The sequence below is a fragment of the Bacteroides sp. BFG-637 genome (assembly GCF_024793605.1).
In the GTDB taxonomy this organism is placed as follows: domain Bacteria; phylum Bacteroidota; class Bacteroidia; order Bacteroidales; family Bacteroidaceae; genus Bacteroides; species Bacteroides vicugnae.
Map to the genome: position 1 here is coordinate 4,006,947 of NZ_JANUPD010000002.1, position 17,656 is coordinate 4,024,602.

Below are 17,656 nucleotides of genomic sequence, written 5' to 3' on the forward strand. Positions count from 1 at the left end.
TTACTGGTTAGGGTTAGGTTTATTTTATTGTTTTACCTTGATGATGTCATAATTCAGATCACTGACAGCTTCTTGCAAGCTATCGTTCACCAGACGAAGAGTGGTGTCATTCACAATCACGAAATACATCGGAGCTTCGCCATCCTTCGGAGTTAACTTAACAGCAGTCACAGGTTTTTTGTTCACTACCTTGTGTACAGTTTCTTGTTTTCCTTTTGAAGTGAAAGTCTTGTTTTGTCCTTGACCTTCAGCGTCGAGGTAAGTCATATCCAATGTATACACAGTGTCCATACCGTCAGTTGCAGCGTTCAGGGTCAGTACATAATCAATACCCGGACCGTCGGCAGCAGGAAGAGTACCTTCATAAACTTCAGTCAATTCGGTAATCGGAGTCATAGCAAGAGCTAGACTGTCTGCTTGAGCCTCTGCGGCTTTGTTTGCTTTTGATTGGCATGATGCCAAAGCAGCTACGACTGCTGCTAACATAATTACTTTTTTCATCGTTAAGTGCTTTAAGTTAATATAAATATAGTGAGCTATTGCTCGTTTTTGCTATTCTATTCCTGTTCCTCGTCCCGTTTGATGACAAGCAGTTTGTCTACTCGTCCGCGGTCCATATCCACCACTTCGAATTGTAAGTTCTTGTAGGTGAAGATGTCCCCCGCTTTCGGGATACGGCCAATCAGGAACATGGCTAATCCACCCAGAGTAGTGAAGTCTTCCGATTCCAGATCTTCATAGGATAAAATACCCATTTCCTCCATGAAGTCGTCGATATTCATCGAAGCTTCCACCAGCATCGAACCATCCTGCCTGGTGACGATTTCTTCTTCTTCCGTTTCATCCTCTTCAAGGATGTCTCCGAAGATACTTTCAGTCAGGTCGTGCAGGGTGATGATACCCTCTGTGCTGCCATACTCGTTAACAACAACTCCGAACTTGTTTTTGTTCTTCTTAAATAGCTCTAAAACTTTATTTGCATACAAACTTTCCGGAATAAAGAGGGGAGGACGGGCTATCTCGCGTAAGTTAAACAGCTTTTTACTGCCTACCATCAGGATAATATCCTTTACGGAAACAACACCGAGAATTTCGTCTTTCCGTTCGTCCACCAACAGATATTTACTGTAATGTTCTTCTTCGATCGTCTTCATCACCTTTTCCTGCGTATCATCAGGGTGAAGGATAATGAGATCTCTGCGATGCGTCATCAGTTCGTTAGCCCGTTTGTCGGAGAAGCGGAACACGTCACGTATCATTTCTGTTTCCTCTTTGTCAATCACACCCTGTTCCGAACTTTGATGGAGAATCATTTTGATTTCTTCTTGTGTCATGGGGCGTTCTTCGCTTTTCAGACCGATCAGTTTATTCAGTAGCCGGGTAGAGACACTTAGCAACCATACGAAAGGGTAGGAAACCTTTGTCAGCAGGATCATGATAGGACTGAATAATATCGCATAACGCTCCGGATTACTAAGAGCGATAGATTTGGGTACTAGCTCTCCGATAATCAGAGAAAGATAGGTAATGATTGCTACGGTAGTAACCATTGCCAGATTGCGTGCATAGGTTTCCGCTCCCGGGATAAGGGAAAAGAAAGGAACAAGGTCGTCGGCAATAGCCACACCACCATAGGCACCGGATACGATACCGATCAGAGTGATACCAATCTGAATGGTAGATAAGAACTTTTCCGGTTCTTCCAATTGTTTCAAAACTCCGCGGGCTGATTTGTTGCCTTTGGCGACAAGTGTTTCAAGACGTGCTTTGCTGGATGATACCAGCGCAATTTCATACATGGCAAAAATGCCATTCAGTACAAGTAAGAGAAGTATGATAAGAAATTCCATAAATGGATTAAAATGGTTATAGGGTCGAAATTACAAGAAATCAAGACACGATGCAAATATGTGTGACAGATTAATGAATATTTAATAATCGTGTTGTCTTTTTTAGATGCAAATGACGCGGATAACACAGATCTAATAAAATGATAGATCCGTGTTTTCCGCGTCATCCGTATTTGAAGAGTTTTCTTACTTGTTATTTAGCGTAGGTTGCTGCTTTTGCTTTGGCACGCTCGATACGTTTCATTGTATCCGGGTGTGACGAGAACATCTTCTGCAGATAAGAAGCCTGTGGAGCATCTTTTGACAGTTCGGACAGTTTGGTCAGTGAGTTAGCCATCGCATACGGATCGATACCATTCTTTACACAGAACTCTACACCGTAATCATCTGCTTCACTTTCCTGTTTCTGCGAGTATTGCGCGCCTGCCAAAGCTTCCGCCATGGCTCCCAGTTCAGAATCAGTCAACTTGGCTACTTTATCGTTGGTGGCGCCTGCTGCATTCTTTACAGCTGAACGGAGATAAGCATTCTTCATGGCATCTTTTGAGTCTGTGTGAATAACGTGACCGATTTCATGTCCTACCACAGCCATTACTTCTTCATCTGTCATAACATCCATCAGACCGGCACAAATACGTACACTACCGTCACCGCAGGCAAAGGCGTTTACGTCTATCACTTCGTATACACCGAAGTTAAGTTTCAGTCCGTCCACTTCTTTGATATGTCCGGTCAGTCTCTCCAGACGTTTGCCGTATTCGGAATCAGGTTTAGTTAAAGGATTATGAGCATCCATCCATACCATATATTCCTTGCTCATGTTAGCAATGTCCGCATCGGATAAAGTAACGGCTGATACTACGTCTTTACCGGCTTGTAACGCTTTTCCCAGATTAATCTTCTTGCCGAATTGTGCAGAAGCTGTCATACCCATGCCTAACAATACGAAGGCAATCATAGCAATTTCTCTTTTCATACTTTTTTCTAGTTTGATGTTTTATGTATAGTTAATATTCAAATGTTATTCCTAATGTAGGGAGTAATGTTCCGCTCGATTGTTTGATGCGTTTCATTTTATAGTGTTGGCTATCGGCGGGAGCTTCCGGATTCTCAATAATGCCCGTACTCATCAGTACGTCCTGCTGTTTCAGTTTGCTTGCCGTGATATTTTGCAAGTCAAGATAGAATCCCAGCATACAATGTTTCAGATAAAATGTCTTGTCGATACGGAGGTCTACCTGTGCAAAGGCCGGAAGCCGTTCCTTATTGTATCTCGAATAGTCGTAATAGGCTTTGCCTTGTGCATCCCAGGCAGATACCAAGGATGATTTATCCTCATCATAAGGCGTATAAGGAGCACCGCCGATGCAACTGACTTTCATTCCGATGCTCCATTGGCGCGGTAGATTGTAGGTTCCCCGTAAGTTGAAGATATATCGGTTGTCCCATGCAGATGCAATGTATTCACTTTCTTTGTCGTTGCGGTATTCGCTTTTAAATAAGGTAAAGGAAGAAGCCAGATTCAGCTTCTTGGCGATCAGCCATTTCGCCAGAATCTCCGCACCATACGAGCGTCCCTGGGCGGTAGAGGTCAGCAATTCATTGCCAATTACCCCATAGTCATTCCCTTTGCAAGTAAGAGGGATGCCATCTACAACGGAGAGTGGGATTTTATCATAATCTTTGTAGAATCCTTCCACGGACACTTCGAAAGTATCTCCTTTGCGCCAACTGATGCCCAAGCTTTCCTGGCTGACTTTCATATAGCGGAGATTGTATATGTTGACATACGTTCCGTTATTATCCTTAAAACCGAGAGCCGTGTAAGGAGGCAACTGGTAATAAAGTCCTGCATTTCCACTTAGAAACCAGTGATCGGCAAGCTGATAGGAAAGCGATATGCGCGGTGAAAGCTGGTCGGAGAGTGATTTCATCGCCGATGAATAATTGTTGGCATCCGCTCTCAATCCCAGAGAAGCTGTGAAGCGTTCATCCATTGAAGAGTAGCTGATAGTGCCGAAAAGTCCCCAGCGCATCATTCCCAAATAGGTATGGTAATCAAACGTTTGTGCCTGATTGGTATATGCCTTTTGAAAGGTGGTATTGGTATATTGGCTATAATCCAGATTCACTCCGAGGTTTACTTTCCAGTTGCGGAAAGAAGAATTGTTTTCGAAACGGAATTTCGTTTCCTGTTCGGTAGAACGGAGGCGGAGCATCAGATTCTCCGGAATGCTTTCATCATTCTGGCGGTATTTGGTGTTGCGGTTGTTCAGATAGCTGTGACTGACTACCACCGACTGCACATGTGCGCCTGCATAATGACGATAAACGGCCCCTAATGTAAATGTCTCCTGCTTGATTTTCGGCAGGTAACTAAGGATGTATTCATTGTCTTCGCTATCCGCTTTCGTGTTCAACCGCATATTGTCGATTCCTCCGAGTCCCAACACTGTCAACTCGTTCTGTTCGTTAAACCGGGTTTTCAATTTGAACTGCGCATCAGTGAAAGTCGGCAGGAAAGGGAGGTCGAGCATGTCAAACAGGAACTGCAGATAGGATTGGCGCACGGATACCAGATAAGAGGTCTTTTTCCCGATATGTCCGTTGGAGGCGAGCGAGACTTCGGATGCTCCGAGGGTAGCCTTTATTGAGTTATGCTCCATATCTCCGTCGCGCAACTTGAAATCAAGAACGGAACTAAGTGCATTTCCTCTATCAGTGGGAAAAGCACCGGTGTAGAAATTGACTTCACGTATCAGGTCGGCATTGAGGATTCCTACGGGACCGCCCGATGCTCCTTGTGTACTGAAATGATTGATATTGGGAATTTCCACTCCGTCCAGATAGAAACGGTTTTCTGAAGGAGAACCACCGCGCACGATCAGGTCGTTGCGGTAACCTATTGGTGAGAAGGCAACTCCCGGATAAGATTGTACGATGCGTGAAATGTCCCGGTTGGCTCCCGGACTCTTTTCTATTTCCTGCAATCCGATAATGCGAAGACTGACGGGACTTTCCAGATCACGCCGGAAAGGAGAAGCGGTGACGGTTACTCCTGCCAGTTCGGTCAGGTTCTCTTCCATCTCTATTGAGATGTTCAGATCTTTGGTCGATAAAATATATTCGGGAGTAGTGACACTCTTGTAGCCGATGGCTGTCGCTTGCAGGCGGTAGATGCCGGGAGGCACTTGTTCGATAGTGAAATGGCCTTCCGCATTGGTGACGCCACCTTTGTTCAGCCCGAGAACCATTACGTTAATGAACTCTAATGGTTGACGGCTGTTTTTTTCAATAACCGTTCCCTTAATTTGGTGTACAGGTTGTGCCTGTAGCAGGGAAAACAGAAGGTTGGAAAATAGTAGCAGTGTCAACAGTTTTTTCATGTGATTGCAAATTATTGCTGCGAAAGTACAAAAAAAGCATTAAAGAATGATACCTTCCGTGAATAAAAATAGAATCACTTCTTATCTGGCTCGTTTTACTTCTTGATAAAGTTAGCCGGATTTTGTTTCACATTTCATTTTTATATCTTATTTTTGTGGGAAATTAAAACAGATTCCTGATGAAGACTGTAAAATTGATAACTTGTAATGATGCGATGAAGGCGCATATCCTTCAAGGGGCATTGGAGAACGAAGGTATTGAGTCTATTCTGCACAATGAGAATTTCTCTACTTTGTATAAAAGCTGTGTGAGCAGCATCGCGGGGGTGGATATATTGGTGGCAGATGAAGACTATGATAGGGCTGTTCAAGTGTTGAGGGATAATGATAGTTGGCCGGAGGAGTTGACGCTTTGCCCGTACTGCGGTTCATCGGATATCCGGTTGGTTTTGAGAAAAGGAAAGCGATGGCGTGCGATGGGGGCTGCCATACTTTCGGCATTGATGGTTATTCCTCCGGGAGACAACCACTGGAATTACACTTGTGAGCAGTGTCATAAAACCTTCGAAATGCCGGTTTCTAAATTTGATCCTTCCGCAGTGACAGAGGAATAACTATATCTAACTATAATAACACATAATGAAAAAGAAAAAACTTCTATTAATTGTTCTTCTTTTTAGTTCTGGTGGCTCCCTCTTTTGCTGCCAAAGTAGATACCTTATTAGTTAAAAGTCCTTCTATGAATAAGGAAGTGCAAGTGGTGGTGGTAACGCCGGATGCTGCGCTGGGGAAGAAAGCGGTTGCTTGCCCCGCCATTTATTTGTTGCACGGTTACGGTGGAAACGCTAAAACATGGATGGGTATTAAACCGGATCTTCCTCAAATTGCGGACGAAAAAGGAATCATATTCGTTTGTCCGGACGGAAAGAATAGCTGGTACTGGGATAGTCCGCTTAATCCGTCTTATCGTTATGAAACTTTTATTTCATCGGAATTGGTGAAGTATATCGACGGACATTACAAGACGATTGCCGACAGGAAAGGGCGTGCCATCACCGGATTAAGTATGGGTGGACATGGAGCGATGTGGAATGCGATCCGTCATAAAGATGTATTTGGTGCTGCCGGAACTACCAGTGGCGGGATGGATATTCGCCCGTTTCCGCAGAACTGGGAGATGGCGAAGCAGTTGGGAGAATTTGCCGCTAACAAGAAGGTATGGGATGAATATACGGTCATCAATCAGATTGATAAAATAGAAAACGGGGATTTGGCAATTATCATCGACTGTGGTGAAGCGGACTTCTTCCTGAACGTGAACAAGGATTTGCACAACCGTCTGTTGGCACGAAAGATTAATCACGACTTTGTCACTCGTCCGGGTGGGCATACAGGAAAGTACTGGAATAATTCCATTGATTACCAGATTCTGTTCTTCGATAAGTTTTTCAAGAAATAAATCCGGGAATGCTTGACTTTGGCTTTTCAATGTCGTATCTTTGGATACAGAATCATAAAATAGATTGAGGTTAAACTACGATAGAAGGAGGAGGCGAAAGCTTTCTCCTTTTTTGTTGTATGCTGCGGTGACGGAGAATCTCACCCCGGCTTGTAGCGGTTGTAAGTCGGTGTATGAAGAGGTTTTAGCTGCCGGGGGACAGGAAATCAGCTGTTTTATCAGGGTAAATCATACGTTCTGTTAAGTATAAACCGATGCTTTGTTAGATGTAAACCGATGCTTTATTCAGTAGAATCAGACAGCCTGTTCGGAAAAAGGTGGAATAATGGGACTCTTTTGTTAATGATGCGTAAATCTGCGTTTTGATACACTCTCTTCAGTCTATTTGATTCTTGTTTTGCTTCTATTTAATCTTTAGACCGCCGCCTCCGATAAACCGCCTACTTGCGGGACTAATAACACTTTTCTCTATCTTGAATTGTGCTTTTGTAGTTGTATCTTCTTCTTTTTTCGGGGGATAAGTGCCTTCTATAACTCCGATGGCTACTTTCAGAAGTCTTTCATTGGGATCACCGAATGGCAGGAATTCACTGTAATTGGTAATTCCATCAATGGTTGTCTCACTGATTTTAAGATCTGCGTTAGGTACGAAGGAACCGTTTTCATCATGCTTAGAATTATAAACTGTACAAACCACTGGATTCACCGACCACAGGAATTCCTCGTTGACAAACTGCTCTGTTGCTACATTTTGCCCTTTAGTGGCACTACCTATGCTTACAACGGGATAGCTGTCTTTCAAGAAGAGACTCCCTATTAACATTTCCGGTGCTCCGGCTGTAGTTCCACTGGTGATAACAAACAGACCGGGCAGGTTTAAATTAGTACCGCTTCCTAATATGGTAGGATCAAAGTTGATGGTAGCATCTTTATCCCTGTTCTTGTCGTTGTATTCCAGATAGGCCATTGGCTCGTTTAACCGTGCATTTGATGTTAAGATTGTGCCTAATAACTGCACACAATCTAATGAACCTCCGGCATTGTAGCGCAAGTCAAGTATGACATACTTCACGCCTGCTGTCTTGAATTCTTGCGAGATTTGACGCAGTTCGTCATTGTATTTTTCCGGATCAGCTTTTGTCCCGGCGGTGAAGCTGTTGTACATGAGATAGCCGACCTTGATGTCGCTATTGTTTTCTTTTACCGTAAGTATTTCTGTTTTATGTACCGGATTGTCTTCAACGACTCTTGCAGCAGGTAGTTTTAGTATTTTATCATTCGGAACGACCTTATATACAGTTGTTTCTTCTTCGTCTACTTCCCCTTCTTCAGGCTCAACAGGAACTTCTTTCCATACTCCCATCACTAAATCCCGGGCTTTGGTTCCTTGCAGTAATTGAGTCTCGTATTTTTTGCTGATGTAAGAAGTATCGACTTTCATAATCCAGTCACCGCGCACCAATCCGGCCGCTTCTGCCGGTGAACCGGGAATGACGTAAGTAATTAATGCATTATAAGCTGTATCAATATCCGCACTTCGAACCAGTGAATAATCAAATCCATAGGTAGGCAGGGGAGTTTCCATCACAGAATCCACAAACGAATAACTGTCGCTTTTCGATTTCACTTTAGACAAGAATGAGGCAGGATCCAGAAACAGATTCACATCATTGTAGGAAGGTAGATCTTGATACCACAGATAGTTCTGCTGCATGATGTCGTACATCCATGTATCCAGTGCGGTCTGGTGGGCATACTCCGGCCAGCGGTCGACACCACAGGAGAAAAAGCCACTGATAAATACGATGCTCAGGGCAGGTATGAGGATTATCTTTCTTAATTTCGTCATCATAAAAAGCTTTTTACTGTGCAAATGTAGGAAATACTTTGCTTATCTACCACATTTATGGTATAAAAATGCCTTCAATATGTGATTGGCTGTTAGAGATTCTTGCCTTATCTTTGTAGCATAGAAATTTTTAATAGGTATTAGCTTACATATAGAACGTTATTAATAGACGAATCATTATTCATGGATATAGCTGCATTATTATCAGGAGGTGTCGACAGTTCAGTTGTTGTGCATCTCCTTTGTGAGCAAGGATATAAGCCCACTCTTTTTTATATTAAGATAGGCATGGACGGAGCGGAATATATGGACTGTTCGGCAGAGGAAGATATTGAATTATCTACTGCTACGGCACGTAAGTACGGTCTGTCTTTGGAGGTAGTGGATTTGCATCAGGAGTATTGGGAGAATGTAGCGGCCTATGCCATTGATAAAATCCGGCAGGGACTGACACCGAATCCGGATGTGATGTGTAATAAGCTTATCAAATTCGGCTGCTTTGAACAGCGTGTCGGGAAAGACTTCGACTTTACGGCAACCGGTCATTATGCCACCACCTTGCAACGTAACGGTAAAACTTGGCTGGGCACAGCGAAAGACCCTGTGAAAGACCAGACGGACTTTCTCGCACAGATTGATTACCTGCAAGTTTCCAAACTCATGTTTCCCATTGGAGGGTTGATGAAACAGGAAGTGCGTGAGATTGCCAATAAAGCCGGATTGCCGAGTGCCAGAAGGAAAGATAGTCAGGGCATCTGTTTTCTCGGGAAGATAAACTACAATGATTTTGTCCGTCGGTTTTTAGGAGAAAAGGAAGGGGCGATTATTGAATGGGAAACCGGAAAGAAATTGGGTACACATCGCGGCTATTGGTTTCACACAATCGGCCAGCGCAAAGGGCTTGGATTGAGTGGTGGTCCCTGGTTCGTAGTCAAGAAGGATATGGAAGAAAATACAATCTATGTGTCCCGTGGCTATGGTGTGGAAACACAGTACGGCAATGAGTTCCGGATGCATGATTTCCATTTCATTACTGATAATCCATGGAAAGGGCAGGAGAAGGAGATAGATATTACTTTCAAGATTCGCCACACTCCCGACTTTACCAAAGGAAAACTGATACGGGAAGGGGAGACGCAATTCCACATTTTGTCCTCTGAAAAGCTGCAAGGCATTGCTCCGGGACAGTTTGGGGTGATTTATGATGAAGAGGCGAAAGTTTGCGTGGGAAGCGGAGAAATCATCTGTTAAATAGTTTATTTTGAAAGGTGAGGATTCGATAATCAGGATAATTTTCACTACTTTTGTTTCGTAGAATAATAAATAAAGGAGGATTGCTTATGACAACGATGGAATTGAAAAGTCTGAAAATGGACTTGGTGGAGGAACTCCTGAGTTTGAATGACAAAGAGATGCTCAATCGGGTGAAGAACTATTTGAAACGACTTAAGAAAATGGAAGCAGAAAAAGAAATGGAAGAAATCACAAAAGAGGAGATTCTTGCAGGGATTGATGCAGGACTGAAAGAGGTAAAACTTTCTATGGATGGCAAGTTGGAATTAAAGAGTGCAAGGGAGTTTTTGAATGAACTATGAAATAATAGTTAAGCCAACGTTTCAGCGGGAAGCTAAACGATTGGCAAAACATTATTCTTCTTTTAAAGAAGATTTTGCTTCATTGATTGATGAGTTGGAACAGAATCCGCAATTAGGTACCGATTTAGGTCATGGTTTGCGCAAAGTCCGCATGAAAATTACTGCGAAAGGGAAAGGAAAAAGCGGAGGTGCAAGAGTTATCACTTTCACTTTGGTTGTTTCCCAGCAAGATGCAATTTTGAATCTTCTCTATATTTATGATAAAGCAGACAGGGCTTCTATATCAGACAAGGAAATAGAACAACTTTTGAAACAAAATGGCTTGAAGTAAAGCGTATAATCAGATATAGTATTCGGCTAAATCCACAATCCCTGCCCTCATCGCATATTTAGTAGCCTCGTGCACATTATTCACTCCCAATTTACGAAAGATATTCTTACGATGGCTGTTGATCGTATGGAAACTAAGATTTTTCTCTGCAGCAATCTCTTTCGTCGTTTTTCCTAATGCGATTTCTTTTAGGATATTCTTTTCTGTTTGCGTCAGCAGATGGTCGTCCATGTTTGACGCTACCAGCGGGGAAGAAGCTCCCGAAAGCAGCAGATTGCTGACATGATTGCAAATATACCGTTGTTTGCGGGTGGCGCATTGAATGGCGGTCATGATTTCTTCTTTTGAGTTATCTTTCATCACTACCCCGAAAGCCATGCTGCTGAATAATACCTGACGGAGAAAGTTCAGACTCAGTTCATCGGAGAATAGAATCCAGTCGGCTTCCTTGAATCTTTCCTGCAAGACAATCAATTCATCTGCCCCGGCAAAATTGAACAAGGTATAGTCCAGTATAATCACTGCTTGCGGATACAATCGTAGCTGCTGAATCAGTTCAGCCTTGTTGTCAGCTTCTAAAAGGAGGGACACCTCCTTTTGTTTACTCAACAGGAACATCATTCCCGCCTTACTGATATCCTGATTGTCTGCAATGATAAATTCTCTCATAAGCCATGCTGAATAAAAAAACTCCGCTACAAATGTACGCATTTTGCGCGATTTGCAGCGGAGTTATGATAAGATTCTTAAGATCCGGATTACCAGGAACGTCCTTTGAAGATATTTGACTGGTCAAGCGGAACGATATTTCCGTTCAACGTCAGGTTATTGTTGTTGAAGTTCGGGCTGATACTAACCGAAGCAGTATTGTTTCCGCTGCTCATATTAATAAATACTTGAGCGGAGATGCCGATACCCTGAACACTGAATGAGCAGTTCACATTTCCTTTTTTGTCGATATTCATCTTCATATCCGAAGAATTACCATCCACTGTCACACCACCGATTCCGTTAGGACCCGGGTAAGGAGTATTGAAGGCAGTCTGTACGGTAGCTCTGTTGCCGTTCATCAAGACGAAGTTGGTGTTTGAAGTAACGAATGCACTCATACCGTTACGGAAAATAACCTGATTGGCTTCCAGTACAAATTGCTTGTTCTTCAAAGCCTGCACAGCTTGTTGATAGGCTGCCATGTCCTGCACCTCTTCTTCGGCACGGAGTTTTGCTCTCTCTGCATCTCTTTCTGCTTTTCTTTCTGCGCGGCGTGCTGCTGCGTTACTTTCTTGTGCATACATCATTGTGCTTGCACTCACTAATACTAATGCTAATAATGCAATAAACTTTTTCATAACTTTTTTTTGTTTAGGTTTAATACGTTGTTCGTTTATTGCAAAAACAATGTGTATGCCAGATTGTTCACGAGCGTCGTGCAATTTTATATCCGATGGCTGCCACAGTGATACTCATTAAGGGGCTGATAATGTTGAAAAAACAATAAGGGAGATACACAAGTGTGGGTACACTCAAGATAGTGGCTTGGGTCATTCCACAGCTGTTCCACGGGATCAATACGGATGTAACGGTTACTGCATCTTCCGTCGTGCGGCTTAGTAAGCAACTTTCATATCCTTTCTTGGCATAAATATCGCGAAACATATTTCCCGTCAGAATAATACTGATATATTGATCGGCAGTGGTCAGATTAAGAAACAGCCCGGAACAGACCGTCGCACTGACCACGCTGACTGTTTTCTTCATAAAGCGCACAAAGATAGAAGTGATACTTCCCACCATGCCGCTTGCTGTCATTGCTCCGCCGAAACACATGGCACATAGTATCAGCCAAATCGTATTCAGCATTCCTGACATGCCACGTGTGGCAATTAAATCTGTCAGAACGGCATTATCCGTGTGCAAATTTGTCTCTCCGTAGATAGTCATCATTAGTCCTTTGAACAATGAATTGAATCCGGAAGCGGCGACTCCTGAAATTTCCTCCACTAAATCAGGCTGAAAGATCAAAGCAAAAACAGCTGCCAACAGGGTGGACAGGAACAGCGTAACGATAGACGGCACTTTCCGCGCTATCAATATGCCGGTTACTACGGGAACTATCAACAGCCACGGAGTGATATGAAACTTTTCATTCAGAGCTGCTGCCACTTCTGCGATGTGCTGTGTATTGTTGGCATCATGAGAGAATCCCGCTACGGTGAAAATAATCAGTGTAATGACAAGAGATGGAACCGTAGTAATCATCATGTAACGGATGTGACGGAACAGGGGAGTGTCTGTGATGGAAGAAGCCAGAATGGTGGTTTCGGATAAAGGAGATATTTTATCTCCGAAGTATGCCCCCGAAATAATGGCTCCGGCAATCCAGCCGTCTTCAAAACCTTGCGCCTTTCCGATACCCATCAGAGCGATACCGATGGTAGCAATGGTAGTCCATGAGCTCCCGGTCATAACGGAAATCAATGCGCAGATGATGCAGGTAGATGCCAGGAAGAAACTGGGATGGATAATTTGCATCCCGTAGTAGATTAGCGTCGGCACTACTCCACTAATCATCCAGATCCCACTCAACGCACCGATGATTAATAGAATAATAATAGCTGTCGCCACTCCGGCAATATTGTTGGTTATGGCAAGCTCGTAATCTTTCCAGGGAATTTTATAAAACACCATGCCGATAAGGATACAAATAGCTGTAGTGGTGAGCAGTGACACTTGGCTTCCGCCGCTTAGGGCATCGCTGCCAAATGTGCGGATAGTGGCAAATAATAATAACACCAGTACAATGATCGGTATCAATGATACGAGGGGCGAGGGAGCTTTCTTCATGTTGATTCTTATAACCTTTTATTTATTTTCCGGCTACTGTTTTGTTTATAGCCGCGCAAAGATACAACAAAAAAGGATGAAATCTTTTGCTTCAAAACGTCAGGCAATAAAAATTATTATAAGTTTGTATTTGATCGGAATATGTATAAGCCCGGCTCAATTGGCGAAAGTCTTACGTCTTATCCACCAGTAGCGGATGAAAAGCCCTCCCGTCAGGATGAGGGCAATGGATAATCCGGTATAGAAAACGGAAATGAACGTTTCGGGCAGAAGGTGGAAGCTACGTATGGTAATTCCCAGAGAAATCATGAAGATCATTGTAATCCAGCTTTTTACATCGAAAAATGAAAACGGGCAATTTCTGTGTTCTTTCTTTTGTTCGATTCGCTGGGTATGTTTATAATAAAGTCTTCTGAACACCAGAACGAAGAATAACAAGAAAACGACGGTAGCTTCTCCTATTTTGAACATCCAATCTTGGGAGGTGTTTAACCATGTTACAATTCCTATTCGCAGAATATTGGCACCGGCTATAATCCAGACGACACCGGCTGTGATAAGTAAGATTTGTCTGTTAACTCCGTATTTCATTGGCTTATTTTATTGTAATAAACGGTTTGACCGTCTGTTTTGTTGACTTACTTCTTGTAGAAAGTCGTAATTAATAAAGAAATCCCTGTTAAAACGACTCCGGTACCGATCACTCCGTGCCAACCATACAGTTGCCAGAAGCTGCCCGCCAGAAATGTTCCCATCGAACCGCCAATAAAGTAAGTAGTCATGAAAACTGTATTGATGCGGTTCGAAGCGCGCGGGTCCAGTTCGAAGGTACTTGTCTGGTTGCTAAGTTGGATACATTGCATCCCTATGTCAATGATGATGATTCCGGCAATGATACCAATAAAGGTGTTTTCACCGATGAAGAACAGTAACCAGGCAAAGAGAATCAATCCGCAGCCGATAAAGTTGAAGCGGCGTACACCGACTTGTTTTACATATTTTCCAACAAAAGAGGCAGTCAATGCCCCCGCCACTCCGCAAAGTCCCAGCATACCAATGACGTCGCTGTTGGCAAAGAACGGAGCTTGTCCCATTTTAAAAGCCAGACAAGACCACATGGCGAGGAGGGAGCCGAAGTTCAATGCCGCCCGGATGGAATAAATCCGTAGTTGCGGATATTCTTTCACTAAGGCTAACAGGGATTTCATCAGGCCGCTATATTTCCCCTGAAAGTTGGTCTGAATGTCGGGAAGGACTTTTAGTACAACAATGGCACAGATAAGCATCATGCCTGCAGCGATGTGATACATTTCCCGCCAGCCAATCAGTTCACCGATAAATCCGCTGATAACCCGTGAAGCCAGAATACCGGTCAGTAATCCAGATAAGACAATTCCTACATTCCTGCCTTTATTTTCCGGACGGGAGAACTGGGCGGCTATCGGAATGAATATTTGTGGAATCATCGAACAAACTCCCGTGAGGAATGAAGCGATAAGTATCAAATGAAAATTGTGCGTCAGGGCGATGGTCAATAGGGAGAATATCAGAACGGTGAAGTTGACCAGGATGATTTTCTTACGTTGATATAAATCTCCCAGAGGGGTGATAAACAATAATCCTGCCGCATAGCCTATTTGCGTGACCATGGCAATCAGGTTAGTTCTGAACTCTGATATGCCAAGTTCATGGCGTATCATATTTAATAGGGGTTGGATATAATAGATGTTGGCTACCGAGACACCGGCCACAATAGCAAGTGTCCAGAGGATAGATGCCGGTAGTCCACCGTTTTCTTTTAATGGCTGTTTCATGCGGCAAAGATAATAAAATAAGATGTTTATTCGATGAAGAAAGTGGTGGAAACTGTGTTACCTTCTCCGTCTACTGCCGTCAGGGAATGTTTGCCGGGAGCAGGTCGCAGTGAAATTTTGTGGAAATCCTGTGTCTGTGTCTGATAGGTGTCGTCGAGATGCCAGAAGATAGTGGCATTGGGATTGCTGTGTGCCAGTTCCACCGTGATAAAGCCTTTGCTGCCGTCCAGTTGCTTGGGCAGCTTGATGTGGGCGTTCATCGGAGGGTAGATGAACTGCATGGGTTGGAAAGAATCTTCTCCACAGCCGGCTTTGAAAGGTGGCAGCGGTTTATATTCCGGATGATGCTGTTTATAGTACCATTCCCATACGGGTGGCAGGGCAAACCATGATTGCTGAATGGTAGGTTCCGTATTTGCACAGTTTTCATAGATGCGGTGGCTTTCGTCGGCGGATAGTGTGACGAGATGATGGTAAGGACAAGCCTCTGTCCGTAATCCGACAGGAAGGATCAGTACGGTGTCGGTTTCTTCACAGAAACGTCCTTTCAGATGACCGGATTGACGGCATATTTCTGCATCAACGAAAACTCCTGTGGGACGTTCGAACCAGGGTGAAGATGGGAGATAATTGAATATATCGAATAATACGGGACCGGCCGTTTGTGCACCGACCAATCCGGGTTTTCCCTCTCCGGTTGCATTTCCTACCCATACGCCTACTGCATAGCGGGGAGTCACGCCAACGGCCCAGGCGTCACGGAATCCGTAACTGGTTCCGGTCTTCCATGCGATAGTCTGCATGGAAGGAATTGATTTCCAGTCAATCTCTTCAGGCCGGTTGACTTCTGTTAAGGCGGAAAGGGTGAGCCAGGCTGCTCCTGCCGAAATAACTTCTTCAGAAATAGCTCCTTCTGCTATTGTTCTTTCTGATATAGCCTTTTCCGAAGTTGTCTTTCTTGAAATCGTCTTTCCTGAAGTAACTTTTCTTGAACCATCTCTTTCCGAAACAGTCTTTTCTTCTGTTCCCAGTAGTATCTGTACTTCCTTTTCTTGGGGAAGATTGTTGGAATGATTTTTGGAGAGGCTTCGTCCCATTTGTGCATAGGCATTTGTTACATCCCATAAAGTAGCTTCAGCACCTCCTAAAATGAGTGATAATCCATAATGGGAGGCTGAACGGTTGATAGTCTTGAACCCCATTTGTTGCAGCATGTGATGAAATTTGGGTACTCCATATCTTTGTAACATGGTGACAGCCGGGATATTCAATGAGCGGGCAAGAGCTTCGGAAGCGGGGACGGCTCCTTCAAACTGCATGCTGAAGTTTTGTGGAGTAAAGCCGTTGATGTTGACGGGTACGTCCGGTAACAGCATTTGCGGTAATAGACTTCCTTCCTGTAGCATGGCACTATAGAGAAAGGGTTTTAAAATACTACCTGTACTTCTGGGAGCTTGAATCACGTCTACTTGATTCCCCCCTTGTTTGCGGTCGAAATGTACATTTCCGCAGTATGCTACCACTTGATTGGCGGGAATGTCTATAATTAGGATAGCCAGGTTGCGGATATCACTTCGATTAAATTCATTGCTCCACCGTTCCGCCAAACTCTCTATATGGGTTTGTATTCCTTTATCAATGGTTGAGCGGGTATATAATCCGTTTCTTTCCTGATAGAAGCGGGTAACCAGATGTGGGGCTGTTTGAGGAAGAGGATGTGGTTCGTCGGGTAACGGTTCGCTAATAGCCAATTCATAGGTGGACGCATCGATAATCTCTTCTTCAAAAAGTTGTTTCAATAAACGGTTGCGTTTGGAAAGAAGTGTTTTTCGTCCTTTGGATAGATGAATCATGGCGGGGGCATTGGGCAGGACGGCCAGCATAGCTGATTCCGCCCATGATAAATCTTCGGCAGAATGACCGAAGTAACGCCAGGCAGCAGCATCCAGTCCTACTACATTTCCTCCGAATGGTGCATGAGAGACATACATGGATAAGATTTCCTCTTTGGAAGTCCGGAACTCCAAACGGGTAGCCCAGATCATTTCAATGACTTTCTCTCCGATAGTTCTGGGTTTGTTCCGGGCGAGACGGATGGTTTGCATGGTAAGGGTGCTACCTCCGCTTACAACACGTTTATTCTTTAAATTCTGATAGAGTGCCCTTCCGGTAGATAACGGATTAACTCCCCAATGGTGGTAAAAGTGTTTATCTTCAAAGGTAATAAGGCATTGCTTGATTTTATCAGGTGTTGTCTTTCGGGGAGGAAACCGCCATTGACCATCCGAAGCGATACGTGCTCCCAGTAATTCTTTGTTTCGATCAGTCACAACGGTGGAGTAGGGTACATGAAACAGTTGCCGGGGAAGACAAAATATGTACCCTATCATCAAAAGAGCAATGCTTATTGTCATTACTTTCTTAGTGACAGATAATCGTTTGAAGAATTTATATATCGGGTTCATTTAAATGTTAAAAGCTAAGAGACATATCTTTTTGAAACATGATTAGGGAAGAAATAATTAGGC

The 17,656-nt window shown here is 43.7% G+C and carries 15 protein-coding genes and 1 pseudogene; 5 read left to right on the forward strand and 11 right to left on the reverse strand.

Translation table 11 applies throughout. The features are described from left to right. Positions 1-24: 24 nt before the first annotated feature. From NXX38_RS15405 to NXX38_RS15420, 4 genes are all read right to left on the reverse strand, one after another. Complete coding sequence (locus NXX38_RS15405) at positions 25-501, reverse strand: copper resistance protein NlpE N-terminal domain-containing protein (RefSeq protein ID WP_167511813.1); 477 nt, start codon at positions 499-501, stop codon at positions 25-27. A 56-nt stretch (positions 502-557) separates the two neighbouring features. Next, positions 558-1,850 (reverse strand): hemolysin family protein, encoded by a 1,293-nt coding sequence (locus tag NXX38_RS15410; RefSeq protein WP_148366065.1) that lies wholly within the window; start codon positions 1,848-1,850, stop codon positions 558-560. A gap of 193 nt (positions 1,851-2,043) precedes the next feature. Next, positions 2,044-2,826: a M48 family metallopeptidase gene (locus tag NXX38_RS15415; RefSeq protein WP_148366067.1), complete on the reverse strand. Its 783-nt coding sequence runs from the start codon at positions 2,824-2,826 to the stop codon at positions 2,044-2,046. Between the two features lie 31 nt (positions 2,827-2,857). Further along, a complete protein-coding gene (locus NXX38_RS15420) occupies positions 2,858-5,236 on the reverse strand; it encodes a TonB-dependent receptor (RefSeq protein WP_258980077.1) in 2,379 nt (792 codons plus the stop codon). Positions 5,237-5,415: 179 nt separating this feature from the next. Between NXX38_RS15420 and NXX38_RS15425 the strand changes: the two genes are divergently transcribed. Continuing rightward, positions 5,416-5,850, forward strand: coding sequence for a DUF2007 domain-containing protein (locus NXX38_RS15425; RefSeq protein ID WP_258980079.1), 435 nt, complete (start codon positions 5,416-5,418; stop codon positions 5,848-5,850). Between the two features lie 25 nt (positions 5,851-5,875). Beyond that, positions 5,876-6,695: pseudogene (locus tag NXX38_RS15430) on the forward strand (alpha/beta hydrolase). A 403-nt stretch (positions 6,696-7,098) separates the two neighbouring features. Here the strand turns inward: NXX38_RS15430 and NXX38_RS15435 are convergent. After that, a complete protein-coding gene (locus tag NXX38_RS15435; RefSeq protein ID WP_148366075.1) occupies positions 7,099-8,547 on the reverse strand; it encodes a S41 family peptidase in 1,449 nt (482 codons plus the stop codon). 180 nt (positions 8,548-8,727) lie between these two features. Between NXX38_RS15435 and mnmA the strand changes: the two genes are divergently transcribed. The 3 genes from mnmA (at position 8,728) to NXX38_RS15450 (ending at position 10,470) form a co-directional block, all read left to right on the forward strand. After that, positions 8,728-9,795 carry a tRNA 2-thiouridine(34) synthase MnmA gene (mnmA, locus tag NXX38_RS15440; RefSeq protein WP_258980082.1) on the forward strand — a complete coding sequence of 356 codons (1,068 nt, stop codon included), beginning with the start codon at positions 8,728-8,730 and terminating at the stop codon, positions 9,793-9,795. A gap of 89 nt (positions 9,796-9,884) precedes the next feature. After that, on the forward strand, positions 9,885-10,139 hold the full coding sequence (locus NXX38_RS15445; RefSeq protein ID WP_148366079.1) for a hypothetical protein: 255 nt from the start codon (positions 9,885-9,887) through the stop codon (positions 10,137-10,139). Beyond that, the gene (locus NXX38_RS15450; protein ID WP_099146391.1) at positions 10,129-10,470 is read left to right on the forward strand and encodes a type II toxin-antitoxin system RelE/ParE family toxin; all 342 of its coding nucleotides are present in this window, start codon (positions 10,129-10,131) and stop codon (positions 10,468-10,470) included. The genes NXX38_RS15445 and NXX38_RS15450 overlap by 11 nt, the downstream gene beginning before the upstream one ends. A gap of 9 nt (positions 10,471-10,479) precedes the next feature. Here the strand turns inward: NXX38_RS15450 and NXX38_RS15455 are convergent, their stop codons facing one another. The 6 genes from NXX38_RS15455 to pbpC all read right to left on the reverse strand — a co-directional run bounded on the left by NXX38_RS15455 (position 10,480) and on the right by pbpC (position 17,593). Further along, on the reverse strand, positions 10,480-11,139 hold the full coding sequence (locus tag NXX38_RS15455) for a response regulator transcription factor (RefSeq protein WP_148366081.1): 660 nt from the start codon (positions 11,137-11,139) through the stop codon (positions 10,480-10,482). A gap of 89 nt (positions 11,140-11,228) precedes the next feature. Continuing rightward, positions 11,229-11,819: a DUF4251 domain-containing protein gene (locus NXX38_RS15460; protein ID WP_148366083.1), complete on the reverse strand. Its 591-nt coding sequence runs from the start codon at positions 11,817-11,819 to the stop codon at positions 11,229-11,231. Positions 11,820-11,886: 67 nt separating this feature from the next. After that, a complete protein-coding gene (nhaC, locus tag NXX38_RS15465) occupies positions 11,887-13,314 on the reverse strand; it encodes a Na+/H+ antiporter NhaC (protein ID WP_148366085.1) in 1,428 nt (475 codons plus the stop codon). A 156-nt stretch (positions 13,315-13,470) separates the two neighbouring features. Next, positions 13,471-13,905: a hypothetical protein gene (locus tag NXX38_RS15470; RefSeq protein ID WP_148366087.1), complete on the reverse strand. Its 435-nt coding sequence runs from the start codon at positions 13,903-13,905 to the stop codon at positions 13,471-13,473. 47 nt (positions 13,906-13,952) lie between these two features. Beyond that, positions 13,953-15,128, reverse strand: a complete 1,176-nt coding sequence (locus NXX38_RS15475; protein WP_258980085.1) for an MFS transporter — start codon at positions 15,126-15,128, stop codon at positions 13,953-13,955. Positions 15,129-15,154: 26 nt separating this feature from the next. Continuing rightward, positions 15,155-17,593: a penicillin-binding protein 1C gene (gene pbpC / locus NXX38_RS15480; RefSeq protein ID WP_258980087.1), complete on the reverse strand. Its 2,439-nt coding sequence runs from the start codon at positions 17,591-17,593 to the stop codon at positions 15,155-15,157. Positions 17,594-17,656 lie beyond the last annotated feature (63 nt).

Excerpts from the sequence above, each read along its gene's own strand:
- NXX38_RS15405 (WP_167511813.1), bottom strand. The coding sequence starts at position 501 with ATGAAAAAAGTAATTATGTTAGCAGCAGTCGTAGCTGCTTTGGCATCA.
- NXX38_RS15410 (WP_148366065.1), bottom strand. The coding sequence starts at position 1,850 with ATGGAATTTCTTATCATACTTCTCTTACTTGTACTGAATGGCATTTTT.
- NXX38_RS15415 (WP_148366067.1), bottom strand. The coding sequence starts at position 2,826 with ATGAAAAGAGAAATTGCTATGATTGCCTTCGTATTGTTAGGCATGGGT.
- NXX38_RS15420 (WP_258980077.1), bottom strand. The coding sequence starts at position 5,236 with ATGAAAAAACTGTTGACACTGCTACTATTTTCCAACCTTCTGTTTTCC.
- NXX38_RS15425 (WP_258980079.1), top strand. The coding sequence starts at position 5,416 with ATGAAGACTGTAAAATTGATAACTTGTAATGATGCGATGAAGGCGCAT.
- NXX38_RS15435 (WP_148366075.1), bottom strand. The coding sequence starts at position 8,547 with ATGATGACGAAATTAAGAAAGATAATCCTCATACCTGCCCTGAGCATC.
- mnmA (WP_258980082.1), top strand. The coding sequence starts at position 8,728 with ATGGATATAGCTGCATTATTATCAGGAGGTGTCGACAGTTCAGTTGTT.
- NXX38_RS15445 (WP_148366079.1), top strand. The coding sequence starts at position 9,885 with ATGACAACGATGGAATTGAAAAGTCTGAAAATGGACTTGGTGGAGGAA.
- NXX38_RS15450 (WP_099146391.1), top strand. The coding sequence starts at position 10,129 with ATGAACTATGAAATAATAGTTAAGCCAACGTTTCAGCGGGAAGCTAAA.
- NXX38_RS15455 (WP_148366081.1), bottom strand. The coding sequence starts at position 11,139 with ATGAGAGAATTTATCATTGCAGACAATCAGGATATCAGTAAGGCGGGA.
- NXX38_RS15460 (WP_148366083.1), bottom strand. The coding sequence starts at position 11,819 with ATGAAAAAGTTTATTGCATTATTAGCATTAGTATTAGTGAGTGCAAGC.
- nhaC (WP_148366085.1), bottom strand. The coding sequence starts at position 13,314 with ATGAAGAAAGCTCCCTCGCCCCTCGTATCATTGATACCGATCATTGTA.
- NXX38_RS15470 (WP_148366087.1), bottom strand. The coding sequence starts at position 13,905 with ATGAAATACGGAGTTAACAGACAAATCTTACTTATCACAGCCGGTGTC.
- NXX38_RS15475 (WP_258980085.1), bottom strand. The coding sequence starts at position 15,128 with ATGAAACAGCCATTAAAAGAAAACGGTGGACTACCGGCATCTATCCTC.
- pbpC (WP_258980087.1), bottom strand. The coding sequence starts at position 17,593 with ATGAACCCGATATATAAATTCTTCAAACGATTATCTGTCACTAAGAAA.